The sequence below is a fragment of the Legionella anisa genome (assembly GCF_001467525.1).
Lineage (GTDB): Bacteria > Pseudomonadota > Gammaproteobacteria > Legionellales > Legionellaceae > Legionella > Legionella anisa.
The window spans coordinates 75880-93375 of sequence record NZ_LNXS01000019.1; the positions used below are offsets into that span (position 1 = coordinate 75880).

The following is a 17496-nucleotide window of genomic DNA, read 5'->3' on the forward strand; positions in this document are numbered from 1 at the left end:
GCTCCTATTGACATTTGCCTCTAAGATCAATATCCCAAATATCCACTACAATATCATTTTCAGTAATAAAAAATTGATTAAATAAGTTAATAGTCGGATCACAATGTGGAACAATAAGTTCTAAAACCTCGCCATATTCTGGTAATTGAGCACCTTTCACAGCAGTAACTTTGCCATGCTCATCTCCGAATCCACCCCAATCATATTCCAATCCACGATGACTGATAATCTGGGGCTTTTGTTGATCTACATAAATGGATTTTGTACCTGCATCTACGGTAACATGTTCTGTTCTATTGTTGCTGATGACCGTGGTCAAAAGAGTCATTGCCGGTTTAAATAGGTTAAATTGCTTCTCATTGCTTTTTGAACCAATAGTTGCATATTGAACATCCATAACCGTATAAGAACCTGGTTGAATTTCAGTTACTTCCCCCGCATCAACATCAATATCATAAGTTCCTGTACCACTTCCTGTTAATATAGGGCAGGTAAGACCATTTTCTCTAAATCTTTTTACAAGATTGCTTGCCATTTGCATCGTTTGCAATGATTTTCTTTTTCGCTCACTAAAGGAAGAAATATGCTGTAAATTACCCGCATAACATTGAATTCCCATCAAGCTTAACCAGGGTAATTGCTCAATTTCCAAAGCAAAATTTAAAGCAATTTCGGGTTTAATACCGGTGCGCCCTATTCCTGGATCTACATCCACTAACACGTGAATCATTTTTTTATTGTGTGCTCCAGCTTCATTTAAAGCAATGATATTTTCTTTATTATCCACGACTATCAACGTAGAAGGAGCCTTTTCCAGGCAGGAAATAAGTCTGGAAATTTTATTTTTTGTGACAATGGGAGAAGTAATCAATACGTTAGGTATTTCATTCTGAATCAAAACCTCTGCTTCTGAGATTTTCGCGACACTCACACCTATTGCACCGTATTCAATCTGTAAACGAGCTAGTTTGGAGCACTTATGCGTTTTACAATGAGGCCTAACATGTACATTATTTTCAATAGAATGTTTACGCATGACCTCTAGGTTGGCTTTCAAAATATTTTTATCAATTAATAAACAAGGAGTGTCCAACTCTGTTTTTCTTAGACCTAAGACTACCTTTGACATTCTATTCCTCATGAAAAACTAGAGTCTATTTACATTTCGCTAGATTGAGTCCAATTTGACCAAGATAGTAGAAATGGACCCTAATCTGCACTCAACATCACTCGAATTCCTATATATACTAACAAACCACCAAACACACGACCCAATACAGCTTGAAAACGAGTAAATACTTTTCGAACATTATCTGATTGCAAGAATAAAACGAGTAAAGGCCAATAAAGCGCAGACTCAGAAACAAATACACCGGCAACTAAAGCTTTATCACCAATTGATGCGTGTATTGATACAAACTGAGTAAATAAGCTAAGTAAAAAAACTGCAAGTTTGGGATTTAAAGCATTACACAAGACGCCTTCAATATAAGCTTTTGAAACGGTTATATTTTTAACTAAAGAAAAGTCCTGATTTATTTTCAGAGATTGTTTGAATTTTAAGCCTTTTAATCCAAGATAAATTAAATAACATGCACCCGCATATTTTATCGTGGTATAAAGAACAATGCTTTGAGTAATAATTAACGCCAATCCCAAAATACAATAAGTAGCATGAAAAAGACATCCGGTGACAATACCTAAGGCTGTGGCTAAAGCCTGACGTTTGGGGTACAAAAGTGCGTTTTTTGTAACTAGTATAAAATCTGGTCCCGGGCTAATCATGCCAATAAAACAAATCATGATTAAAAGTAACATGCTAATATTCATAATCACCACTTCTCAACAAAATTGACTCGATCTCCATCAATTTTAATTCAATGTTCCCATAATATCCATCCAATAGAGATGACCCCCTTAAACACTATTTAAGGTATTTCCATCTCTATCATAGAAGGTATGCAAACAGCTATGAACCTTAACTTATAACGTAGCTTCGCTATTAAGAGTAGGTTCTCCAGTAGAATTTTCAATCGCCTCATGTACCTTCATTTTAGGCAATGTTTTAAACATATCATCATAGATAATCTGTGTCCTGGTTCCTGGATGACTACGAGCGTACTCTTTTACTGTTTCCCAATTACATTTTCCCTCAGCAATCATCCAACGCATAGTGCTCCAAGGGTTGGTAATTCTTTGATTTGCATAAGCTTCATTATAGCGTCGTACAAACTCTGCATAGAGCTTTAATGGAGGTTCATCGCCTTTTAATGGGACCGCAGCGGCTGTTGGCAATACAGAACCATCAAAACTCCCTTCTGAACGGCGACTGTACTTGCGGGTAACTAACCTTTCTACAGCAAAGGCAGCGTCACTTGGTCTACCAAAAAGCTGACGCAAAGTACTGCCCCAGGAATGATCCACATAAATTATGTTATACAATGCACTGTTCGCTAAATGGCATCGGTTCACAAAAGGATCGACCAGCTCAGGTCTAGTATCCATATATGCATCAATTTCTTTGAGCAACTCCCTACGTTTATCTGCTAATACCTGACACAGTACCTCAGGTCGTGGTGGTTCAGCGCCACGACAAAGCAACATGGCAGCACCGCGAAGCAAATCTTTGTCGTTTGGGTTATTAGCCAACTTTTTACAAAGTACTTCAATTGCATTTTCGCCTGTTTTGTTATCTTGCCAAAAATTTTTATTTCTCGCCTCAAGCTTCAATTGTTCTACCGGAGACTCGTCTAATAAAGCTTCGAGTGCCTTTATCTTACTGTGTTGTGCCGCCAACAGTAGAGGAGTATCTTTCATTTCCCCTAAAGGATTTGCCACATCCGCCCCAGATCTGACCAAATTGATCACTCCGGAAGTAAAATCCATCACTATAGCTTGGTGTAACGGTTGAAAAGGAATACGTTCTTCGTTAAGACGCGTTGCTGCGTTTACGTCGGGTTTAAAGGCTAAGATTTTTACCAGTAATTGACGATTTCTGGTAGGTAAAGCCAATGACAACAAAGATCGACCCTCTTCATCACGTTTATTGACATCAAAAACATTATTCTCTAAAAGATGAAGAGCCAGTTGAGTTTTATTGGCAGCAATGGCTTGATGCAAGGGCAAGCCAACATTTTTATCTCGAACTTTGTTTAAGACTACATCAATAAAACCGGTCAAATCAGAAGCACTCTCTTGATGAACAGAGTTTTTATTTTTTTCCTGGTGTTGTTGAATCAGATAATTCAAAACGGTCATTTGAACGCCGCCTTCCGTCCAGTATGGACGTTCAAGATATTCCGCTTCTTTTTGCAACTTCTGCTCAATAAATAGATTAAATCCTTCTAGTCCTGATTCTACAGCTGCATTTATTTCAGTGATAAATTCCATGTTACGTCCCCTGTAATATCCTTCCAGATTTATATTACACATTGGACAATTGAAGATCAAAGAATAGTTAAATTTTATACACCCAAAAAGCTCAAATATTCCATGTATGCTGTTTCGATACTCAAAACCTCACCATTTTGGCTCAGCTAGACAGTCCTAATTTCAAGAATTTGATCTCTGGACATAGCCATTTAAGCTATGCGTCCAATTTAGTAAAAATCAAATCCCAAACTCCATGTCCTAAACGTTCACCACGTTGTTCAAATTTAGTAAGTGGTCGCGATAAAGGTCTGGGTGAATACCCTCCTTCTTTCTGCGTATTCTTTAGGGTTGGCTCTGTAGATAAAACATCTAATATGTGCTCAGCATAATCTTGCCAATCGGTTGCGCAATGAATAAACCCACCCGGTTTAATTTTTTTTGCCAATAATTGAATAAATTCTTTCTGAATCAAGCGTCTTTTATGATGACGTTTCTTATGCCATGGATCCGGGAAAAAAATTTGTACTCCAGCAAGTGAGTTATCCAACAATTGAGTTCGAAATACTTCAACTGCATCATGAGCAACAATACGCACATTGGATATTTGATATTCATGTAAATCAGCAGCCAAGCTCCCTACACCAGCCTGATGCACTTCTATTCCTATGTAATTAAGTTCAGGGTTATTTTTAGCCATGGCCAACAGGGATGCCCCCATACCAAAACCTATTTCAACCACTGTATCTGCAGTACGGACAAACTCTTCTGACAAACTCCATGGACTTCCATCTACAGTAAGTTCATAATCTTTAAGCCAAAAATCTAACCCCTGACGCTGTCGATTGCTCACCCGACCAGCACGTAAGACATAACTTTTTATCTTGCGCTGCATAAATCACACTCATATTTTGTTAAAGCCGGAATTATATGTCCTTACAAAAATCTTGCAACTAATGCATTTTTTTGATATAAAACCGCTCTTGTATTTCACATCCGGCTATTTGCCCAGAATTTTACAAAGACCAATAGGGTCTGTTTGTATTTAAAGTAAACAGAACCTAAATTAAAACCTATTTTGGAGTAACACAATGTCTAGAGTATGTCAGGTAACTGGCAAGCGACCCATGACTGGTCATAAAGTGTCGCACGCTAACAACAAAACCAAAAGACGCTTTCTGCCGAATATTCAGAATCACAGTTTCTGGGTTGAAGAAGAGAAACGATTTGTCACATTAAAGCTCAGTACCAAAGGTATGCGTATTGTAGACAAGTTAGGTATAAAAGCAGTTCTGGATAAACTCAGAGCTAAAGGCGAAAAAGTATAACTAAGGGGATAAACCATGGCAGCCGTCACTATTAAAGTGAAAATGGAATCCACAGCGGGAACTGGATACTATAAAACTACAACTAAAAACCCAAGAAACCATCCTGAAAAGATGGAGCTTATGATGTACGATCCTAAAGTACGTAAGCACGTTCTTTTCAAAGAGAAAAAAGTAAAATAATCGTTTAAGCCTCATACCGATGGGGCTTTGCGCTTTATTATTATTTACTTTTTAAACCAAAATTTCTTCTCTCCTCTAAAATCTAAAATTCAGTTTCTCTTACAGACTTTATGACAAACACCTTGGTTTGTATTTGACCTACTTATTCTAAAAAGCCAATCGGTGTCATGCATTTTTTCAGAGGAATCCTAAATTAACGCCCGTAGATACTGGATAATCCTTACGAATCGTTTAAACTGATAGTAAATAGCAATGAATAAATACAAAGAGGATTTGCATGAAACCATCATTGCAACTAAGTATTGGCCAGCATTTGACGCTGACACCACAGTTACAACAAGCAATAAGACTGTTGCAATTATCAACGATTGATTTACAGCAAGAAATTCAACTTATTGTTGAGTCCAATCCTATGCTTGAGGCCACTCCAAATGAAGATAAAGAAGAGTTTGGAGCCAATGAAGCAAAGCAGCAAAATAATGATGAGCCTTATGATTTTCAATGGTCAGAACTATATCAAAGCTCAAACAAACGCACCTCTTTTGAGGATAATGAGTATAATTTCGACAATTTGCATTGCACAACAACTAATTTAAAAGACCATCTAAGATGGCAACTTGAACTTTCCCCCATGAGCGACGTAGACAGAGCAATAGCAACCACGATTATTGATGCAGTGAATAGTGATGGTTTCCTCACGATGAGTATTACGGAATTGCATGCAATTCTTACAAGTGATGAACATCCACTCGATTTAGATGAAATAAATGCAGTGCGTCATCGCTTGCAATTATTTGATCCTGTAGGCTGTGCCTCCACAAGCCTCGCTGAGACACTACTTGTACAACTAGAGCAGCTTTCTTTGGATGCAGAACATTTGGCATTAACTAAAAAGATTATTGCCGAAGACATTGAATTACTGGCTCAGCATAATTACAAACAATTAATGAAAAATCATCAGATTACGGAAAAAACAATTAATGAAGTATTAAAAACAATTCAAGGCCTAAACCCCAAACCAGGCAACTTAATACATGAAGACATTACGGAATACATTATTCCGGATTTAACTGTTAAAAAAATTAATAATAAATGGCGGGTTCAACTGAATCAAAATGTGCTCCCTCATTTAAGTATTAATAGCCAATATGCATCACTGATTCAACGAGCAGATAATAGTGCAGACAATCAGTTCTTGAAAAATAACCTGCAAGAAGCACGTTGGTTTTTAAAAAGTATTCAAAGTCGCCAGGAAACCCTGCTTAAAGTAGCTACGTGCATCATGGAATACCAGCAAGGATTTCTGGAGTATGGTGAAGAAGCGATGAAGCCATTGATTCTCAATGATGTTGCTTCCGCTCTGGATATGCATGAATCAACCATTTCTCGTGTCACCACACAAAAATTTATCCATACCCCTCGAGGAGTATTTGAGCTCAAATACTTCTTTTCAAGTCATGTCAACACAAATGCTGGCGATGAATGCTCCTCTACAGCGATACGTGCCGTCATAAAAAAATTAATTTCTGCGGAGAATAGAAAAAAACCATTAAGCGACAGTAAAATTACCCAACTATTGGAAGAGCAGGGTATTAAAGTAGCAAGACGAACCGTAGCAAAATATCGTGAAGCAATGGGAATTGCTCCATCCAATGAAAGAAAAATAATTTGTAATTAATTTGGCGGTCTGTGACAATTCGCTAGATTGAGCCAAAATGGTGTGATTTCAGCATACATGAAGAATGTGAATATCAAAACACATAAAATCGCACCATTTCGGTCAAGATAGTAGAATTATCAAACAGACCCTATGTAACTGGAGATTTTCATGCAAATTAACATCACTGGACATCATATTGATGTTACTCCTGCCCTCAGAGCATTTACCGAAGAAAAATTCGATAAGCTGGAGCGTCACTTTGATCAAATTAAATCCATTAACGTGGTATTGAATGTAGAAAAATTACGTCAGATTGCTGAAGCAACCGTTCATGTAACCAAAGGTGAGCTGCATGCAAGCTCAGAATCTGAAGATTTATATGCTGCAATTGATACGTTGATTGATAAGTTGGAACGTCAACTAACCAAACATAAAGAGAAAAACCAGAAGCATCACGATTAAGGAATAATCGCTTACGGTAGTTTTGCAAACAGCAAAGTGAAAGCCTATTTTTATCTGGACTCCACTTTGCTGAGCTTAACTACACTTATTACCTATTTCATGATACATTTGTAGCGCTATGATTAAAACTAAAATTAAAATAATTAATAAATTGGGCTTACATGCGCGAGCTTCGGCAAAGTTTGTTTCTACCGCTGCAAAATACCAAAGCCAAATTGATGTAACCAGTAATTCACAAACCGTTAATGGGAAGAGCATTATGGGTGTTATGATGCTTGCAGCCAATAAAGGGACTGAACTCATTATGGAAATAGATGGCCCTGATGAAGTGCAAATGAATGAAGCCTTAACTCATTTGATCAATAATTATTTTGGTGAAGGTGAATAGGGTCTGTTTACATTTCTACTAATTATTCTCTTTGAAAATTCATTGAATCCTCTTTATTCACCGTACTGCTTTCATTTATCAGAGTGCTTTCTTTGCTTCCTCACTTTGTGCAAAGCAAATAAAGTCATTAACAATCCCGATAATGCATATACAGTAAAACCTACAAATAAAACCACTGAAGGATTAGCTGCAATAGCTACAAATAAAACAATCATTACTAAAACATAAAGAAATGGAACTTTGCCCTTAAAATCCACTTCCTTGAAACTGTAATAGCGAAAGTTAGAAACCATTAAACCTGAAGTAGTTAATGATAAGATCGCAGTTAATACAGCGACAAACATATTCTGCCACTCATTTTGATAGCATAACCAGGCAAAAGAGGCCATTACTGCAGCAGATGGTGGGCAAGGTAACCCTTGAAAATATCGTTTATCTGCTGTTTCAATTTGAGTATTAAAGCGAGCTAAGCGCAAAGCAACTGCAGCTGTATAAACAAAAGCGACAAGCCAACCTACTTTACCTAACTGACTTAAAATTAAATTATATACTAATAATGATGGTGCAACGCCAAAGGTGACCATATCGGATAAACTATCATATTCAGCACCAAATTCTGTTTGTGTATGAGTTAAACGAGCAATTCGCCCATCGAGCCCATCAGCAATCATACCAATAAATATAGCGATGATAGCGGCTTCAAATTGCCCTTTCATCGATGCAACAAGAGAGTAAAATGCGGCGAATAAGCTGGCCGTTGTAAATAAATTAGGCAATAAATAAATACCAGAATGACTTTCTTTTTCCATTCCTAATAACCTTCAAAAAAATGCCAAATACAATATGTTGACATAATAGGGATAAAAATTGCTTTTGAAAACCAAATTTAACACAAATTTATTTTTGTAAAATGAATAAATTTCAGTACAGCACTCACTATATGATGGTATAATTAACATACTGTATTTATATTACATAAAAAATATGGCTGCATCTGAAAAGAAAACCATCATTATAGAAGGAATAACTTCTCAAGGTAAAACGTTTCGACCCAGTGACTGGGCAGAGCGTATGAGTGGCTCATTGGCAAGCTTTAAGAACAGTCGTATTCATTATTCTCCTCTATTACGACCAAGTGTAAATAGTGAGGGATACCAATGTATTTTACTTGATCCAAAGCTTAAAGAATCAAGCCCGTTACTTTATCAATCCATTATTGATTTCGCTAAGGCAAATAACCTCAGAATCTGTGGGGAAGAAAACTAAGAAGAGTGTGGTTGTTAGTACCCTTGACTCGTTTTAATTGCCATAGTCCAGGTAGTGAGCGAATTCATTACATAATTCAGCATCGCGATGCTGTTATCAAAATTCATTGCAAATACCCCTGCAATCATAAATGCTAAACCTTTAGGCCCATGTTGAGTTCCTGGCTGACTGGCCTGTGCAACCAATACACATCCACGCACAAACCATAAGACCCCCGCAGTTTGGACCACTAGCCCCATAGAACTGAATATATTTGATGAATTGTATGAGGTATAAGTTAAAATATTGCCTGCACCAAAGGTGGTATTGGCCATAATGTCTAACGCGGTAGGCAAATAAAGTAATGCAGCCCCCATCAATAAATACATCATTGGGCTAAACATCTTTTCTTGCGACGATGAACCTGACCGATGATCCGCAATTTTTCTGAATTTGGAAATAGCAGTCATAAAAAATAAAATGCCAAGCAAATATGCTCCCCCGGTAATTAAATGCTGTACCGGGTATAAAGAATGGCTGAGATTGCCAATCATTGTAATGAGATCTGGTGTATTCATAATTTAATTATATGCTGTTAAAACTTATATTGCATAATTTTTTGCTTATATTAAGCCTCATTCGGAGTTATAATCTCAAATTTTTACAGTAAAGTTGAATATTCGTCATGCAAATAAACACATTTCCCATCACGTTAAAAGAATCATTTATGATTTCTCCTAAAGTAAAGCACTTCATTTTTACTTGTGAAGTAGCCCCATATTTTAATTATTTACCTGGTCAATTTATTACCATTCATTTTGAACATCAAGGCAAATTACTAAAGCGTAGTTATAGTATAGCAAATGCACCACAACAAGATAATCAAATTGAGCTTGCAGCGGGCTATTTTGAAAATGGACCAGGTACTGAATTGCTGTATAATTTAAAATCTGGCGATACGATTCAGGTCAGTGGCCCATATGGTCGATTGGTTATCAAAGATGAAATAATCCCTCGTCGATTTATCTTAGTCGCTACCAGTACAGGTGTTACCCCATATCGAGCAATGCTTCAAGAACTAGGCGTACTTATGGAGCAACACTCAGAACTCGAGGTAGTCATATTACAAGGAGTGCAACGACGAGAAGAAATTCTCTATGCCAATGAGTTCCAAGCATTTTCTCAAAAATACCCTAAGGTCATGTTCAGACCCTATTTAAGCAGACAGCCCGTGCATGAATTAAATGAAAATGAGTACAGCGGCTATGTACAACATGCCTTTCCTACATTAAATCTAAATCCTCAGCACGATGTTGTTTATTTATGTGGAAATCCCGGTATGATTGACGAAGCTTTTAACTCTTTAAAAGAGCAAGGTTTTGCCATGCAACAAATTATTCGTGAAAAATATATATCTAGATAACGTAAACAATCAGGAGCAAATACACTATGAGTTATGATGAATTATCCAATACTATGGGACTAATGCTGCAAGAGGGCAAAGGAATTTTAGCCGCAGATGAAAGCAATTCAACTATAGGTAAGCGATTTACTTCAATTGGCATTGAAAACACAGAAGAAAATCGCAGAGATTATAGATTACTGCTCGCCACGACCACTGATTTAGAACAATATATCAACGGGGTTATTTTATTTGAAGAGACCTTTAGCCAAACTGATGAACATGGAACCCCTATCCCTCAATTATTTGCTGATAAAGGTATCGTTCCTGGCATTAAAGTAGATAAAGGATTAATTCATCTCGCCAATACTGAAAATGAACAAGTAACTCAAGGCTTGGATGGATTAGCTGAGCGTTTACAGCATTTTAAAAAATTAGGCGCAAAATTTGCTAAATGGCGTAATGTCTATTCAATTTCTGAATTTGCTCCCAGTTTAACCGCAGTTAAAACAGGCGCAGAAAATCTGGCACGTTATGCCGCAGCGTGCCAAGAAGCAGGGATTGTTCCTATTGTGGAACCTGAAGTACTCATGGATGGAGAGCACACTATAGAACATTGTGCAGAAGTATGTGAAATTGTACTGCACGAACTATTTCATGCCTTATTTATTCACCAAATTGAGTTAGAACATATTATTTTAAAACCGAGTATGGTTACTTGTGGTAAAGCACATGCTCCTTTCAGTGAGCCTGATGAAATTGCTGACTACACAATCAGTGTGTTCCGTAATAACGTACCTGCTGCAGTACCTACAATTAATTTCCTCTCTGGTGGTCAAACCCCACAACAAGCTACAGCAAATTTAAATGCAATCAACAGCATCGACCATCAACCTTGGCTACTCAGCTTTTCGTTTGGCAGAGCATTACAGGAAGATTGTTTAGCTGCCTGGGGTGGAAATAAAGCGAATATCGCCAAAGCACAAGAAGCTTTATTAAAACGTGCCCGTTTGAATAGCTTAGCCTGTGTGGGTGAATACAACAGCAATATGGAATAATCATTTTCTATTGTGTACCCTGGGTGAAGCGCAGCGAAACCCAGGCTACAGTTAAGTTAATCTAGGGTTTAGTCAATTCAAAACGAGCATAAAGCGGCAAATGGTCAGAAAGCATTCGCCAAGGCTTGCCATGTAAACACGCTACCTCTTGCACTTTCATGCCACGAAAATAGACGCGATCAATGCAAAGTGCCGGTCTTATGGCAGGGAATGAGCGTGCATGCTGTCCCTCCACTGAAACAAAAGCCTCTTCTATATTTAAGTTCTCAGCCAGAGGCTTGGAAATAACAGTGCGCCAATCATTGAAATCCCCAGCCATCAATAGAGGTTCATCTTGTGGAACTACATCCTTTATGCGTTGCATTAAAGCATTACATTGCACCATCCGCTCTGTTTTAAAAAGGCCTAAGTGTACGCATAATAAATGAATGGTGACCTTATCCAGTTTCAATTGTGCATGCAATATTCCCCTCGAGGCCCTACGTATATTTGCAAGATTAATATTTTCAAATCGCTCAAAAGCATATTTACTTAAAATTGCATTTCCATGATGTCCCGACTCATATACAGCATTTTTTGCATAAACATAGTGGGGCCATATGTTTTCAGCAATATACTCAAATTGAGGAGAATCAGGCCAAGCATTGATCCGTTTTTGTCGTTTTCTATGTTCGCCTTGCACTTCTTGTAAAAAAACAAAATCAGGAGTTAAGCTGGTAATTGCATCGCGCATTTTAGGAAGCAAAAAACGAACAGCGCCGCCCACACCAAACCCTTTATGAATATTATAAGTAATTAATGAAACGCTCTGTACTTCTTGTTGCATAGTTTACTCTTTTCAAGTTCTCGTATTAAGCATAACACTAAATGTCATAAAAAAATTGCACTGTCCTCTCGCTGTAGATCGTTTGGAAGAATTACTGGGACATGTAATTGTAATCATTGAAACGAGGAGGCAAAAAATCATTATTCAATTTATAATGAATTATAGCCCTCCTGTTTGCAGTATGGATATAATGATTATTTATATTAATTAAAAAAATAGTAAATAAAATGAAAACATTAAATCTCACCATTCCAGGCTTTTCTATAGCCTGCACGATTTGGGGAAACCCTGATAAACCTACAATCCTTGCATTGCATGGTTGGTTAGATAATGCAAACAGTTTTGCTCCTCTTGCTTCATACTTAGAGAATGACTTTCATTTTATAGCTGTTGATTTGCCTGGGCATGGTCATTCATCACATCTTCCCGAAGGATGTCATTATCATTTTTTTGATGGCATTTTTGTTGTTATTGAACTAATCAATGCGTTAAAACTTGATAAAGTCCATCTATTGGGACATTCCATGGGAGCTTGTCTGGCAAGTTTGGTTGGAGGCGTAGTCCCCGAACGTTTTCTCTCTCTCAGCCTGATTGAGGGATTAGGGCCATTTTCTCATCCGGCAGAAACCGCATGCCAACAATTAAGAGAATTCGCACATTTTCTTGCTCAAAAAAACAAAAAATCCAAGGGGTATGACAGCATAAATAGTGCAGCTCTTGCACGCGCCTTTAAAGGATATGTTTCTTTAGACATTGCAAAAATTCTTTGTGAGCGAAGTTTAATAGAAAAGCAAGGCCAATATTATTGGCGGCATGATCAACGCTTACTGGCACGCTCCCCTTTACGGATGACAGAAACTCAAATACTCTCTTGTCTGCAAGAAATTACTGCAAAAACTTATTTACTTCTCTCCAGCAGAGGATTTTCTTTTGAACCTGAAATGATGAATAACCGGATTAAAGCGGTGAAAAATTTGACACTAAAAAAAATGGATGGGGGACATCATATTCATATGGAACAGCCAGAAGTTATAAGTAAACTTCTGGCTGAATTTATTACCACATAGATTAATTAGGCACAGCCTTCCATGTTGGTAATGATTTTCACTTCATTTAATGACTTTTTAACATCACATACAGCAGTAGAAGGATACTTCTCATGGTTCGGATCACCCGCGATTAGGTCATTAATTGCACTTACCACACCTTCACCACCCTCGTCAAAGTTTGAATAAGGTGTCCAATAATCCATGTTGGCTTTAACCATAACATCGAATGCTGTTCGGGTATTCCAATTAGGTTGATTGGCCAAAATGTAGAATAAATGGTTGTACACTCCGCTTGAATAATGAACATCTAGACCACCATAATATTCATCAGCAGTATCAATAGACTCACCATCACGACTTGGTTTATCCATATAGCGTAATGCATCCCAGCCGCTGTCTTCTTTCATGATCTCGCCGCCAATTTGCCAAGTGCTTTTACCTACAGAATAATATTCAGCTGCCTGAGCGGCCATATCAGAAAAAGACTCATTCATACCACCAGATTGGCCATAATATTCAAGATTAGAATGTTGCTCTGTAAAACCGTGGCTAATTTCATGGGCGCCCACTCCAAGAGATACTAATGGATACATCATGGTATCACCATCACCAAAAGTCATCTGGCGGCCGTCCCAATATGCATTCTCATAACCTTCGCCATAATGAACTCGCATGACTATCAACATTGGGGAGCCATCAGGATTACTCAGTGCGTTAGTATCATACCAATCTTTGTACATATGCCTAATCACATGACCAGCATACAATGCATCATTTGTTGGAGAAGCGGCTCCATTGTCTCGGTCATAACCATCGCCTTTATAACCAGTTAGGTATACGTTGGAGTCATTGGTTGGACAATTAAACTTCATTGCTTTATTTCTTGAACTGTATCGGTGATCCATGTCAACTACTTTGACATCGGTATTTTCCATAAAGCAAACTTCGGTACTCATATCACGAGTTAAATTAAGATAAGGCAAATCAGCTCCGAATCGATAGAAACCTGTTTTATTATTTCCACCAAAACCTGCTCCATTTACCGAATCTCTTTTTGTTTTTATATCATTCCATTGTACAAAGGGTTTATTGGTTTTTGCGTCAATTATTGCGGTTGGGCGCTCTGGAATTTGATCTCTATGAACAACAAGAACACTTACTTTATAAGCCCAGTGTGCTTTATGCTGAGCATCGATATAAACCATAGGTGTGGCTTTTTCATCACTTACTTCTTTACCAGCATACTTAGCTTTAAATTGTTGTAGCGCCAGATCAGCATTTTTCACAAAAGAAGCATCAGGTTGACCCAATTCAGTCGGTAGGCCTTGATAAATAACACCATTCATAGCCACGTTTGACTGTGCTTTAGCTAATGATTTTGCTGTATGCATGCTGTGCATAATCGCATAACCACCATAAACAGGGAATCCTACATATTGTTGCTGCATACGCACGTGAGTGACTTTATTACTGTCAGTATGCTCACTTACAAAACTTAAACTATCTTTAGCAACAGTGATGCCTTGTGTCGTCAAAACAAATTTTTGTTTTACTTGCTCAAGAGACGCCTTCTGTAAAGGCATAGGTTCTGCGGCTCTCGCAGAAGATGCTATTCCCAAGGCCAGAGCAACAGCTAAGGGAGATAAATAGTAATTATGATGCATGGAAACCCTCTCCTTATTTGCAACTTAACTAAATTGAAAGCAACTCATCTCCTGCCAAACCACTAATCCTTAAAATCAAGCTATAGAATAACCTGATTGGTTTTAACAGTGAGTCACACCTGTGAACACAACCAATAACTCTAAAAACTTATCCAAGCTAGCATAGTTTTAGCATTTTTGAAATTATTATTTCATGCTTGGTAATAACCCACATAAAAAATACAGAAATGAAGAGATAAAATGTGACTCAAGAATGAAACCCAGTGTCTGCTTACATTTCGCTAGCTTGAGTCAAAATGGTCTGATTTTTGAGTACCGAAGCACACCATACATGAAGTATGTGAGCATCGGAACGCAGAAAATCAGGACAGTTTGGCCAAGATAGTAGAAATGTAAGCAGACCCTACTTTATCGGGTTATTGATTCTTGATAATACCATGCAGCCAATGCACTTAAACCAAGTACAAGTAATATTACAGCCAACGAGAGTTGACCTTGTATCTTGGCCACTGCGATGATGCCGCTTGTCAATGCAGAGGTTAAATCTTGCATACTGACATATAATGCCGCCACTGTTCCTGCAATTTGTGGAAATGGATGGAAAACTCCTGCAAAAGCATTAATAAAAGTAAAACCTGCTCCCATACTAAATAATGCAATTGGAATCATGATTGTCGGTACATTCATTATTCCTGCAAGCGCAAAACGGAGCATAATCCCCCCTCCGCCAATCATCAACAGAACCCCTATAAACAACATATAAGATACCCCTTTAGACATGACCAATTGGCTGTTAATTATTCCGCTAAGACAAATAGCACCGGCAATAAAAATTGACAGTTGACCATATTCTAAAGGGCTGAGTCCCAATACATTTTGAAATAAAAAAGGCGCAATAGTAAGATAAGCAACTAAACCAGCACATGCAAAACATGCGCATAGAGTGTACCCTAAAAAAATTTTAGATTTTAATAAAGCACAATAATTTTGCTGTATTACCCTTATTTTAGTTGCATCAGGATTAAGATTTTTATTGGTTTCAGGTAAAGCCAAGAGAATAAAAACCCAAAATGCAAAACCCACAATAAAAATAAATAAAAAATTCGCCCTCCATCCAAAATGCTCTTGAATGAATCCACCCCAAATTGGTGAAGCAACCAGAAGAAAGGTACTTGACACACCGACATAAGAACCAATTTTTGATAGATATTTGTCAGAAAAAAGATCACGAATCAAAGAGCGTCCTACTGAACTGCATGAGCCAATACCAAATCCCTGTAAAAACCGTCCTAACGTTAATACCATGACAGAGGGGGCAAATAAACAAAAAAGACAACCTATGACACTGATTCCAATACCATAAATCAATGGTCGCCTACGGCCAATTTTATCGGACCAAGGCCCAAAAAAAATATGAGAAATTCCCAGCCCAAACATAAAAAGAAATAGAGTGAATTGGATTGATGATTCAGTAGTTTTAAAGGCTTTCGTAATAGCAGGTAATGATGGAACATATTGATCAATGGAGATTTGCACCAATATCATCATCATAAAAATAACAAAATAGATTACCGGTTGTACCTTTTGTATCCCCGGCTGTTGCTCAAGCCTCTCCTGCATCAAAAATTCCTTTCTCTGGGAAGAGTTGAATAGAATGCCATTTTAATCCTTAAAATGATTGCATCATGAATTAGCTCAATAGTCTAGGGTCTGCTTACATTTCTACTATTTTGGCAGCCATTTTGGCTCAAGCTAGCGAAATGTAAGCAGACCCTTGTTTACTGCAATAAAGCCAGCAAATTTTCACTCAATATCGTTCAACAAAAAATATAAAAAAAGTGGAGAACATGCAGATATCCTCGGAGATATATAGACAATTTTAGGAAGATCAGGCAAAATCTGCCAAAATTGCTCGATACTAACTAAAACATGAAAAAAATTCTGGTTTTACATGGACCAAATTTGAACCTCTTGGGAACTCGAGAACCTTCAATTTATGGAGCCACTACGCTCGATCATATCAACATTCGTTTAATCAAAGAAGCAACACAAGCCGGATTTGCATTAAGCTGTTATCAAAGCAATTCTGAGGCAGATTTAATCCAAGCAATTCACCAGGCCAGTATCGACAAAGTAGATTATATAATTTTTAATCCCGCAGGATTTACACATACCAGTGTGGCTTTAAGGGATGCGTTATGTGCTGTTGCCATCCCGTTTATTGAAGTACATATTAGTAATATTTATTCCCGTGAGCCTTTTCGTCACCATTCTTATTTTTCTGATATAGCAAAAGGAACGATTAGTGGCTTGGGTGCGCAAGGGTATTCATTAGCATTAACATCAATTATTGAAAGAGAATCAAACAATGGACATTCGTAAAATCAGAAAATTAATCGAATTGCTGGAAGAAACCGGCATTTCTGAAATTGAAATTAAAGAAGGTGAAGAGTCACTTAGATTGAGTCGTCATAGCAGTGTACCTGCAGCAGAACCACCTCAAGTTCACTATATTTCTGCTCCTGCTGCACCACGTCAGGAGTCTTATCCTGCTGTAAATAATACGTCTTCGCATGCAATGACCTCTCCGCACCACGAAAGTAAGTCTGCTGTACCGACCACTTCAGGCCACAACATTCGTTCCCCTATGGTGGGTACAATGTACACTTCTCCATCACCAGAAAGTCCTCCTTTTGTGACTGTTGGTCAAACAGTTAAAGCCGGTGATGTTTTATGTATTGTTGAAGCAATGAAAATGTTTAATGAAATTGAAGCGGATCGCGCCGGTAAAATCGTAGAAATACTCGTCGCTAATGGTGAGCCTGTTGAATACGATCAGGTCCTGTTTGTTATAGAATAGAGGGT

20 protein-coding genes are annotated in these 17496 nt (G+C 37.7%); 11 read left to right on the top strand and 9 right to left on the bottom strand.

Features of this window, described 5'->3' with window-relative positions; translation table 11 throughout:
* Nucleotides 1-4 precede the first annotated feature (4 nt).
* The 4 genes from Lani_RS04555 to trmB all read right to left on the bottom strand — a co-directional run bounded on the left by Lani_RS04555 (nt 5) and on the right by trmB (nt 4264).
* A complete protein-coding gene (locus tag Lani_RS04555) occupies nt 5-1129 on the bottom strand; it encodes a DSD1 family PLP-dependent enzyme (protein WP_019233568.1) in 1125 nt (374 codons plus the stop codon).
* A gap of 80 nt (nt 1130-1209) precedes the next feature.
* Nucleotides 1210-1830: a LysE family translocator gene (locus tag Lani_RS04560; protein ID WP_019233567.1), complete on the bottom strand. Its 621-nt coding sequence runs from the start codon at nt 1828-1830 to the stop codon at nt 1210-1212.
* Nucleotides 1831-1983: 153 nt separating this feature from the next.
* Complete coding sequence (ankC, locus tag Lani_RS04565) at nt 1984-3390, bottom strand: Dot/Icm T4SS effector AnkC/LegA12 (protein WP_019233566.1); 1407 nt, start codon at nt 3388-3390, stop codon at nt 1984-1986.
* A 196-nt stretch (nt 3391-3586) separates the two neighbouring features.
* Nucleotides 3587-4264, bottom strand: a complete 678-nt coding sequence (trmB, locus tag Lani_RS04570) for a tRNA (guanosine(46)-N7)-methyltransferase TrmB (RefSeq protein WP_019233565.1) — start codon at nt 4262-4264, stop codon at nt 3587-3589.
* 196 nt (nt 4265-4460) lie between these two features.
* Here trmB and rpmB point away from each other — a divergent pair, with 196 nt between their 5' ends.
* The 5 genes from rpmB (at nt 4461) to Lani_RS04595 (ending at nt 7387) form a co-directional block, all read left to right on the top strand.
* A complete protein-coding gene (gene rpmB / locus Lani_RS04575; protein ID WP_019233564.1) occupies nt 4461-4697 on the top strand; it encodes a 50S ribosomal protein L28 in 237 nt (78 codons plus the stop codon).
* Between the two features lie 15 nt (nt 4698-4712).
* Complete coding sequence (gene rpmG, locus Lani_RS04580; RefSeq protein WP_003635328.1) at nt 4713-4877, top strand: 50S ribosomal protein L33; 165 nt, start codon at nt 4713-4715, stop codon at nt 4875-4877.
* 277 nt (nt 4878-5154) lie between these two features.
* Entirely contained in the window at nt 5155-6555 is a 1401-nt protein-coding gene (locus tag Lani_RS04585) for an RNA polymerase factor sigma-54 (RefSeq protein ID WP_058388418.1), read from the top strand.
* A 150-nt stretch (nt 6556-6705) separates the two neighbouring features.
* A complete protein-coding gene (hpf, locus tag Lani_RS04590) occupies nt 6706-6999 on the top strand; it encodes a ribosome hibernation promoting factor (protein WP_019233562.1) in 294 nt (97 codons plus the stop codon).
* Between the two features lie 118 nt (nt 7000-7117).
* Entirely contained in the window at nt 7118-7387 is a 270-nt protein-coding gene (locus Lani_RS04595) for an HPr family phosphocarrier protein (protein ID WP_019233561.1), read from the top strand.
* A gap of 71 nt (nt 7388-7458) precedes the next feature.
* Here the strand turns inward: Lani_RS04595 and pssA are convergent, their stop codons facing one another.
* The gene (gene pssA / locus Lani_RS04600) at nt 7459-8196 is read right to left on the bottom strand and encodes a CDP-diacylglycerol--serine O-phosphatidyltransferase (RefSeq protein ID WP_019233560.1); all 738 of its coding nucleotides are present in this window, start codon (nt 8194-8196) and stop codon (nt 7459-7461) included.
* Nucleotides 8197-8371: 175 nt separating this feature from the next.
* On the opposite strand from pssA, the gene Lani_RS04605 reads away from it, so the two are divergent.
* Nucleotides 8372-8653, top strand: coding sequence for a DUF3579 domain-containing protein (locus tag Lani_RS04605; protein WP_019233559.1), 282 nt, complete (start codon nt 8372-8374; stop codon nt 8651-8653).
* A 14-nt stretch (nt 8654-8667) separates the two neighbouring features.
* Here Lani_RS04605 and Lani_RS04610 read toward each other — a convergent pair whose 3' ends face one another.
* Nucleotides 8668-9210, bottom strand: coding sequence for a hypothetical protein (locus Lani_RS04610; protein ID WP_040522509.1), 543 nt, complete (start codon nt 9208-9210; stop codon nt 8668-8670).
* Nucleotides 9211-9317: 107 nt separating this feature from the next.
* On the opposite strand from Lani_RS04610, the gene Lani_RS04615 reads away from it, so the two are divergent.
* Both Lani_RS04615 and Lani_RS04620 read left to right on the top strand, forming a co-directional pair.
* The gene (locus tag Lani_RS04615; RefSeq protein ID WP_040522506.1) at nt 9318-10055 is read left to right on the top strand and encodes a ferredoxin--NADP reductase; all 738 of its coding nucleotides are present in this window, start codon (nt 9318-9320) and stop codon (nt 10053-10055) included.
* 26 nt (nt 10056-10081) lie between these two features.
* Nucleotides 10082-11092, top strand: a complete 1011-nt coding sequence (locus tag Lani_RS04620) for a class I fructose-bisphosphate aldolase (protein WP_019233556.1) — start codon at nt 10082-10084, stop codon at nt 11090-11092.
* Between the two features lie 61 nt (nt 11093-11153).
* Here the strand turns inward: Lani_RS04620 and Lani_RS04625 are convergent, their stop codons facing one another.
* On the bottom strand, nt 11154-11918 hold the full coding sequence (locus tag Lani_RS04625; protein WP_019233555.1) for an endonuclease/exonuclease/phosphatase family protein: 765 nt from the start codon (nt 11916-11918) through the stop codon (nt 11154-11156).
* Between the two features lie 227 nt (nt 11919-12145).
* Between Lani_RS04625 and Lani_RS04630 the strand changes: the two genes are divergently transcribed.
* Nucleotides 12146-12985, top strand: a complete 840-nt coding sequence (locus Lani_RS04630; RefSeq protein ID WP_019233554.1) for an alpha/beta fold hydrolase — start codon at nt 12146-12148, stop codon at nt 12983-12985.
* Nucleotides 12986-12990: 5 nt separating this feature from the next.
* Here Lani_RS04630 and proA read toward each other — a convergent pair whose 3' ends face one another.
* Both proA and Lani_RS04640 read right to left on the bottom strand, forming a co-directional pair.
* A complete protein-coding gene (gene proA / locus Lani_RS04635) occupies nt 12991-14631 on the bottom strand; it encodes a zinc metalloprotease ProA (protein ID WP_019233553.1) in 1641 nt (546 codons plus the stop codon).
* A 408-nt stretch (nt 14632-15039) separates the two neighbouring features.
* The gene (locus Lani_RS04640) at nt 15040-16251 is read right to left on the bottom strand and encodes a multidrug effflux MFS transporter (protein WP_019233552.1); all 1212 of its coding nucleotides are present in this window, start codon (nt 16249-16251) and stop codon (nt 15040-15042) included.
* Nucleotides 16252-16560: 309 nt separating this feature from the next.
* Between Lani_RS04640 and aroQ the strand changes: the two genes are divergently transcribed.
* Nucleotides 16561-17013, top strand: a complete 453-nt coding sequence (gene aroQ / locus Lani_RS04645) for a type II 3-dehydroquinate dehydratase (protein ID WP_019233551.1) — start codon at nt 16561-16563, stop codon at nt 17011-17013.
* Nucleotides 17000-17491, top strand: a complete 492-nt coding sequence (gene accB, locus Lani_RS04650; protein WP_019233550.1) for an acetyl-CoA carboxylase biotin carboxyl carrier protein — start codon at nt 17000-17002, stop codon at nt 17489-17491. Before aroQ ends, accB begins: the two co-directional genes overlap by 14 nt.
* Nucleotides 17492-17496 lie beyond the last annotated feature (5 nt).